Source organism: Methylobacterium sp. E-065 (assembly GCF_022829605.1).
Taxonomy (GTDB): domain Bacteria; phylum Pseudomonadota; class Alphaproteobacteria; order Rhizobiales; family Beijerinckiaceae; genus Methylobacterium.
Map to the genome: position 1 here is coordinate 1 of NZ_JAKSYD010000182.1, position 6,763 is coordinate 6,763.

Here is a 6,763-nt window from a genome sequence, read left to right on the forward strand (position 1 = left end):
GCTTGACCCGCAGTTCGTCGCCGTCCACCCGGTCGTGGCACATCAGTAGCCAGCGCGCGAGGCGGGTCTCGATCGTGTAGGTGGCGTTGACGTAGGCGGTCTGGCGCACCTGCACGAACTCCACCTGCACGTACCGCAGCAGAAGCCGACGCAACGAGCGGCTCTCCTCGACCGCCGCGCTCAGCACGTCCGCGTCGATGCGGTATCCCTCGCCGGGTAGCTGCATGTACTGGTCATTCGGGATGCGGTCGCCGCCGGTCAGCACCGGCACGGCACCGGACACACCTTCGCGGCCGACGATGCCGATCTCGACCCTACCCAACGAGCCCTCGTTGGTGATCGATGATATGCCGCTCTCGATGAAGTAGAGGTGCTCCACCGGCTGGCTGGCTTCGATCAACATGTGTTGTAGTGGCAGTTCCACGAGATGCAGGTGTGGAGCGAGCCGAGTGAAATCCTCATCCGACAGCATCTTCAGGAGACGGTTGCTGATACTCGACCGTTGAGGCTGGTCCACGGCTCTTTCCTACGTCGAGGCAAGAGCACGGTCGCGTCTCCCAGCCGCCCACGCCCCGAACAGTGTGCAGACGGTGCGACCGGCCTACTGCCGCGTCACAGCAGCGGCAATGCTGCCGAGCGTTGCGTGTGATCTCCGACAAAGCTCCGAACGTCGGCTTTCACACCGGGGAACCGAACCGGGTTGCGCGCGAGCTAACCTAAGCTAAGTGCGGTCCCAACATATGACGGGAACCACGATGAGCCGACTGGCTCACGGGAGGGCGCGGGGGATCATGGCGGACAGCAAGCTTGAGGCTGCGGGCAATCCATTCCTGCGCAAACTGGAGGGCTTCGTACCGCTGCCGGAGGCGGACCGAGCCGCGCTGCTGAAGATCAGCGAGAACCCGCAGGTTGTCTCAGCTGGAACGGATCTGATCCGCGAGGGCGAGCCGCCGGATGGCATGTTCTTGATCCTGGACGGTTTCGCCTGTCGCTACAAGCTACGGGGAAACGGCACGCGGCAGATCGTGGCTTACCTCATTCCTGGCGATGCGGGCGACGTGGACGGGGCATTGCTCAGAGCCATGGATCATTCGATCTGTACGCTGTCGGCCTGCAGGGTCGCGCGGATTGCGCCCGATACGATCTGGGACCTGTTGCAACGTCCGGCCGTCGCGGCCGCACTGCGGAAGTCTAAGCTGGTGGACGAGGCGACCCTGCGCGAGTGGCTGTCGAACGTCGGCCGCCGCACGACCGTGGAGCAGCTCGCGCACCTGTTCTGCGAGGTGCACCTGCGCTTGCGAGCAATCGGCCGGGCAGACGGGAACCGCTTCGAGCTACCCCTTACTCAACAGGATCTCGCTGACACGACGGGGCAGACGAGCGTGCACGTGAACCGCTCGCTCCGGGAACTCCGGTCGGAAGGGCTGATTGAACTTCAGCAGAGGCACCTGACGATCCTGGACCTGCCACGCCTCAAGCTACTGGCGGAGTTCAAGTCCGAGTATCTGCATCTGGGTGATCAAGCCGCCGCATGAGCCTACGCCTCCAGCCTATCCAGGTCGCGACTGGGGATGCTGATCAGGAGAGCCGACTGGTGTTCCACGATGGCTCCTTGGTGGCAGTGCTGGTGCGCCTCTCCGACGAGTATGAGGATGAGGCTGGGAAGTGGTACTTGGAGGTGGGATTTGGGCGGGTAAACACCGCGACCCCACCCACGTTCACGGATCTTGGCGAGGCACAGGGTTGGATCGAACAACGGCTGACACGCGCAGCTTGAGCCTTAGGCTTTGCTCTGCCGTCCCCGGGCGCTTAGCCGGGCGGCCATATCATCATGGCTCACCCGGCTTCGCGCGCAACCTGACCACTCCGCGGCTGGAGCGCAGATACATAATCGTGCAAGCGCATAATCACATAATCACGCGATCATGTGATGGGGCCATTGAGTTTCTTGCTCGATGAGCGGCCCTCCTAACGGTGAGTGCGTATCCAGTGCGGCCCTATCTCAATGTAGAGACGTCGTCCGCGCTGCTGGCAGCGAAATCGCCATTCCAGCTCGATGAGCTCCATCGCCTGCTCTATCCGTGCGGCAGCGAGCGGTTCTGAGCAGCCGATTTTGATCACGTTGAGCAGCTGGAATTTCGGATCTGCCTCTCCGTAGCGGCCGGTGATGCGCTTCATGTCTTTGTCGACCGCGATCAGCGTCGCGTCATTGACTTGCGCGGCTCGCGCAACGAGCAAATCGTCCGAGCCCGGAGCCAAGACATCTGCGTGCCGGATAGCTACATGGCCGCATCCCTCGAACGCCCGCGCTACAGAGACAGGCACGCCTTCGTCGAGGAGGACGCGAATGATCAGCTTTGCTGGGGCGGCCTCAGGCAGCGGCGGCGTGGGCCAGGGCCGCTTCAACGTCGCGCTCCGTCAGCGTCGGGTATTCTTCGATGATCTGCTGGACCGTGTAGCCGGCGTCAGCATAGGCCTTGATGCTCGCGACCTGGATCGCCGTACCAGCGATCACGGGGTTGCTCCTTGCGACCCCTCGGACGCTCTGGACCCTTCCATAATTGTCAGAGCTCCGCGTGCGCAGCTGTCGGACGTTGCGCTCCATGTCGGACCGCACGATTTCCAGCGGGATGCTGAGCACGCCTTGGCCGGTCGTGACCTCTTCTCGCCGGCCCGTCTCGGGGTGGTTGAAGACGACGCGCTTATTGAGGACGTAGAGCGTCGTTCTCGCCCACACATCATCGCCCAGATCGACGAGTTTCGCCTTCACGTCGCAGAGGTGCTGCAGCGAGACGCCGTTCTCATTCCGCAGCCGGTCCAGCACCTGCAGACAGATGAGGTCACGGAACGAGTAGAGGCGCGTCTCCTCGCCTTCGCTCATCTCGACCTTCAGGCTCGGCACGAAAAAGGACAAGCGTCTCCAATACCTGAGCTGCGTCAGGCTGATGCCCGTCAGGCGCTGCGCCTCTTCCTCGGTGAAGGCAGCGATGACGGTCCTGGATCCGGCCGTCGTCATGCACAGAGACATATCGTGAGTCACCGGCTGGGCAAATGGGCACCGCGTCGCGCTCCACCGGCCCCGGACTTCGTGGCCCACGATCGGCGAATATCACACGAATATCGTCAAAGAATTTGCTCAGGGCGCTCGCCGGGCGGCCATACCGTCACGGCTCGCCCGGCTTCGCGCACATCCCGACCGCGTCCGCGGCTGGTACACAGGCATATAGCTGCGCACTCACGTGATCACATAACCACGTGTTCGCGCACCTGTGTGGTTAGATGTCCTCGCCGTCCTTGCCGGTGGCCTGACCGTGCTTCTGCAGCATGAGCAGCAGCCCCTCGCGGTAGAGCGCCTGGGCCGTCGTGTTCTTCTCGAACGCGAGGCGGCGGATCAGGTCGAAGGTCTCGGGCTTGGCGTAGAGGCTGCGGTGGACGTCGCCCTCGCGTGTGCCCCGCGCCGCCCTGCCCTGCCCTTTGCCGCCCGGGATCTCATCGTCACGCAACTGCGCAGGCGCATCATCAGGTGACTGTGTAGTTGCGTGATTAGATGCTTTGTTGAAGATGCCTTGCTGCGAGAGCTTGGGGACCGGGGGCTTGCTCACGCGGCGCTCTCCATCTGGGCCTTGGTCCATTCCCACAGGGCGACGATTTCGGCGGCTGCCTTCCCGGCCGGGTTGATCTCGGTCACGCCGAGCCCGGACGCGGCCGCATCCCGGAAGTCGGTCCGGTCAGCCACCGGCGGGGCGACGATGCCGCCGGCCTCCAGGGCTGCGAGGGCATCGGCGGTCCGACCCTGCGTGACCGGATTCGTGGCGTTGAGGACGAAGCCGAACCGGCGCTTCAGTGCCTCGATGCGGTCGACGGTCGGCCGGGCCGCACGCAGGTCGAGCGCCGACGGCCGGACCGGGACCAGGATGAAATCGGACTGCTTCAGCGCGGCATCGACCTCGGGACCGAACGTGCCGGCGGTGTCGATGATGACCAAGGACACTGCGGCCACCTTGCGGGTCTCGGCCACCCACCGGACCAAGGCATTCGGCTCGACCTCGCGGAACACGATATCCTTGGCCTCACGCTGGCGGCCCCACTCGGCGAGCGAGCCCTGCGGGTCGAGGTCGACGACGACGACCCGCTCCCCAGCCTGGCGGGCTGCGACGGCGAGCGAGCCGGCAAGGGTGCTCTTGCCGCTGCCGCCCTTCTGACTGGCGAGGGAGAGAATGCGCATGCAGCTACGTGGTCACATGACTATGCAGCCGCACAAGCGCGCAATCGCATGACGGGCAGCATCCTGGTCGGGTTCGAGTGCCGGCGTGGCCGCGGCGACACGGACCGTCCCCCATGCGCGATTGCGTGATTATGTGACTGCGCGACTGTGTAGATGCGTGACTGCGCGGCCGTGGGCTGCTATAGTTTCCGATAACGGTCATTCTCGAAAGTTTGAACGTGAGCCAGCCGCCTGTTATCCCGTCGCCAGACGATAGCTCCGGCCTACCAGCGGAAGCCGCCGCGATCGTTCGTGCCTATCAGCAGGCCAGCAAAGCGGACTCTACCGTGCGGGCCTACACGTCCGATGCACGGGTGTTCCAGGACTGGTGCGCCCGGTTCGGCTTCCGGTCCCTGCCGGCGAGCCCCGAGGCCGTGGCGGCGTTCATCGTCTCGGAAGCGGAGGATGGCCGAGCCGCCTCGACGCTTGGCCGGCGGCTCGCTGCGATCCGGTACGCACACAAGCTGGCGAAGGCCGCGGACCCGACAGACGACGAAGGGGTGCGGTCCGCCATAAAGGGAGCCCGGCGCAAGGTCGGCGTGGCCCCGACACAGAAGGCCGCCGCAACCGCCGATGTCTTGGCGGCCCTATTGATGCGGACTCCCGACAACTTGGCTGGCAAGCGCGATCGGGCGCTGTTGGCGCTCGGCTTCGCCGGAGCGTTCCGCCGGTCCGAACTTGTCGCCCTTGATGTCGAGGACCTGCGCGAGGATCCCGAGGGCCTGCGCGTCATGGTCCGTCGGTCCAAGGTCGACCAAGAGGGCAGGGGCTTCGAGAAGGCGATCCCGCATGGCCGCTTCGTCCGGCCGGTGGCGCTCGTGCGGGAATGGCTGGAGGCGGCCGGCATCACGTCAGGGCCAGTGTTTCGGCCAGTGTCACGGTCGGGGAGGGTGCGGGTGGTGCAAATTGAACCACCTTCGACCTCTGGTGGGGTTTCGGGTCATTCTGCCCCGAAATTACCTCGCCTCACAGACCGGTCCGTCGCCAACATCCTGCAGGCCTACTGCACGGCCGCCGGGCTCGATGCCTCGACCTTCGGGGCGCACAGCCTGCGGGCCGGCTACATCACGACAGCGGCTGAGCGCGGAGCGGATCTCGCCCGGATCATGGATCAGTCGGGACACCGGGATCCGCGGACGGTCGTCGGGTACATCAGGCGCGCCAACGCCTTCAAAGGCCACTCGGGGAGCGGGTTCCTATGACGCGGACGAAGGCGAGGAAGGCGGTTGCGGCGACGCCAAGCCCGACCGAAGATGTGGCCGCGATCGACGCCATGCGGCGGATGCTGGGGCGCAGGCAGCCGGTGTCCGTGAAGCTCCGGGCGAACGAAGAGGGCGAGCCCATGAGGCTCGGCGCCCCGACTGCCGACGTGGGCGGCTGGGCGGCGCGGGTCAACGATGCCGTGGGCGGCGCCTCGGTGAGCTTCGGGCAAACACAGCTCCGGCACATGTCGCGGATCGCTCTGGCGCAGCCCGAAACAGCCGAGAGCGCCACCAACAGCATGTTGTCGGCCGTCGAGGCGGTGCGTCCCGAGAACGAGGTCGAGGGGATGCTCGCGGTGCAGATGGCGACGACGCACCAGGCCGCGATGCAGGCGCTCAGCAAGGCCTGCCAGACCTCGGCCCCCGATGTCGCGGAGGCTATGGGCAATCTCGCGAACAAGCTGATGCGCACCTATACCCAGCAGGTTGAAGCACTGGCGAAGTTGCGCCGTGGTGGTGAGCAGACCGTGCGGGTCGAACACGTCCACGTCTACGAAGGCGGTCAAGCGATCGTGGGCAATGTCACCGGGCCAACCGCCCGGGGGTACCTGGAAAATGAAAGACAACCCCATGCACTTACTGGCTCGGCAGCCCTCGCAATTCAGGCTCAGCCCGAGGTGCTGTGCGCAGACTCGGACCGGGATGCAGTGCCTTTCGCCGGCCGTGAAGGGGAGGGCCCGATGCAGGATGCACGGCGGATCGGCGGGAAGCGGCGCACCGCGGGGTGAGCGGAATGGAGCCTATCGGACCGGGCTACACACCGCTGAGGAGGTTGCGTTCCGGCGCCGGTGCCGAGCCGTGCTGATGTCATCGCGGGCAGGGCTGGCCGATCTTCCTGCCGGCGAGTGACGGGAGTCTAAGCACTTTCAGGCGCCGCAGTGTCGGCCCGCAACATCAGGTCTCGCGCACCTTCAGCCAAGGCTTGGAGGGTTGCGACGGCGGCTTGGCTCTGGACGCGGCCGGCATCGTCTCGCGTCTCGATGGTGACGGCCGAAACCATCGCCATCTGCCGGACCGCCTCGATGCCGGCGTTGTAAGCGGAGCGCTCGCGCGGGGTCATGGCCTAACCTCCGGCTGGGAAGCCTCGAACGGCACGCGCAAGGTCGCAGCGAGTTCTGCTGCAGCCTCGGGGCCAAAGATGGCGGCGGCCTCGGCCACAAGCTCGTGGCGCTCAGTCTCGGCCATGTTGCTGTCGTCGGCAGGATCGTTCTCAGGGCCGGGACGGCGGGGATCGGTG

At 65.5% G+C, this 6,763-nt stretch carries 11 protein-coding genes; 4 read left to right on the plus strand and 7 right to left on the minus strand.

Going from position 1 to position 6,763, the window contains the following annotated elements; genetic code table 11:
* On the minus strand, nucleotides 1-517 hold a 517-nt coding region (locus MKK84_RS22445; protein ID WP_243923841.1), incomplete at its 3' end, for a Crp/Fnr family transcriptional regulator.
* A gap of 274 nt (nucleotides 518-791) precedes the next feature.
* On the opposite strand from MKK84_RS22445, the gene MKK84_RS22450 reads away from it, so the two are divergent.
* On the plus strand, nucleotides 792-1,535 hold the full coding sequence (locus tag MKK84_RS22450; protein ID WP_243923843.1) for a Crp/Fnr family transcriptional regulator: 744 nt from the start codon (nucleotides 792-794) through the stop codon (nucleotides 1,533-1,535).
* Between the two features lie 433 nt (nucleotides 1,536-1,968).
* Here MKK84_RS22450 and MKK84_RS22455 read toward each other — a convergent pair whose 3' ends face one another.
* From MKK84_RS22455 to MKK84_RS22470, 4 genes are all read right to left on the minus strand, one after another.
* The gene (locus tag MKK84_RS22455) at nucleotides 1,969-2,406 is read right to left on the minus strand and encodes a DUF5615 family PIN-like protein (RefSeq protein WP_243923845.1); all 438 of its coding nucleotides are present in this window, start codon (nucleotides 2,404-2,406) and stop codon (nucleotides 1,969-1,971) included.
* Nucleotides 2,372-3,016, minus strand: a complete 645-nt coding sequence (locus MKK84_RS22460; RefSeq protein WP_243923847.1) for a DUF433 domain-containing protein — start codon at nucleotides 3,014-3,016, stop codon at nucleotides 2,372-2,374. The genes MKK84_RS22455 and MKK84_RS22460 overlap by 35 nt, the downstream gene beginning before the upstream one ends.
* A gap of 259 nt (nucleotides 3,017-3,275) precedes the next feature.
* Nucleotides 3,276-3,503, minus strand: coding sequence for a hypothetical protein (locus MKK84_RS22465; protein ID WP_243923849.1), 228 nt, complete (start codon nucleotides 3,501-3,503; stop codon nucleotides 3,276-3,278).
* A gap of 95 nt (nucleotides 3,504-3,598) precedes the next feature.
* The gene (locus MKK84_RS22470) at nucleotides 3,599-4,225 is read right to left on the minus strand and encodes a ParA family protein (RefSeq protein ID WP_243923851.1); all 627 of its coding nucleotides are present in this window, start codon (nucleotides 4,223-4,225) and stop codon (nucleotides 3,599-3,601) included.
* Between the two features lie 236 nt (nucleotides 4,226-4,461).
* Between MKK84_RS22470 and MKK84_RS22475 the strand changes: the two genes are divergently transcribed.
* Genes MKK84_RS22475 through MKK84_RS35535 form a run of 3 tightly spaced genes read left to right on the plus strand, consistent with a single transcriptional unit; the run spans nucleotide 4,462 to nucleotide 6,375 of the window.
* Entirely contained in the window at nucleotides 4,462-5,466 is a 1,005-nt protein-coding gene (locus MKK84_RS22475; protein WP_409566534.1) for a site-specific integrase, read from the plus strand.
* Nucleotides 5,463-6,254, plus strand: coding sequence for a hypothetical protein (locus MKK84_RS22480; protein WP_243923855.1), 792 nt, complete (start codon nucleotides 5,463-5,465; stop codon nucleotides 6,252-6,254). Before MKK84_RS22475 ends, MKK84_RS22480 begins: the two co-directional genes overlap by 4 nt.
* Nucleotides 6,169-6,375, plus strand: a complete 207-nt coding sequence (locus MKK84_RS35535) for an HGGxSTG domain-containing protein (RefSeq protein WP_279599659.1) — start codon at nucleotides 6,169-6,171, stop codon at nucleotides 6,373-6,375. Before MKK84_RS22480 ends, MKK84_RS35535 begins: the two co-directional genes overlap by 86 nt.
* Nucleotides 6,376-6,382: 7 nt before the next feature.
* Here the strand turns inward: MKK84_RS35535 and MKK84_RS22485 are convergent, their stop codons facing one another.
* Both MKK84_RS22485 and MKK84_RS22490 read right to left on the minus strand, forming a co-directional pair.
* Nucleotides 6,383-6,586, minus strand: coding sequence for a hypothetical protein (locus MKK84_RS22485; protein WP_243923857.1), 204 nt, complete (start codon nucleotides 6,584-6,586; stop codon nucleotides 6,383-6,385).
* Nucleotides 6,583-6,763: hypothetical protein (locus tag MKK84_RS22490; protein ID WP_243923859.1), on the minus strand; the 181-nt coding region annotated here is incomplete at its 5' end. The genes MKK84_RS22490 and MKK84_RS22485, both read right to left, overlap by 4 nt.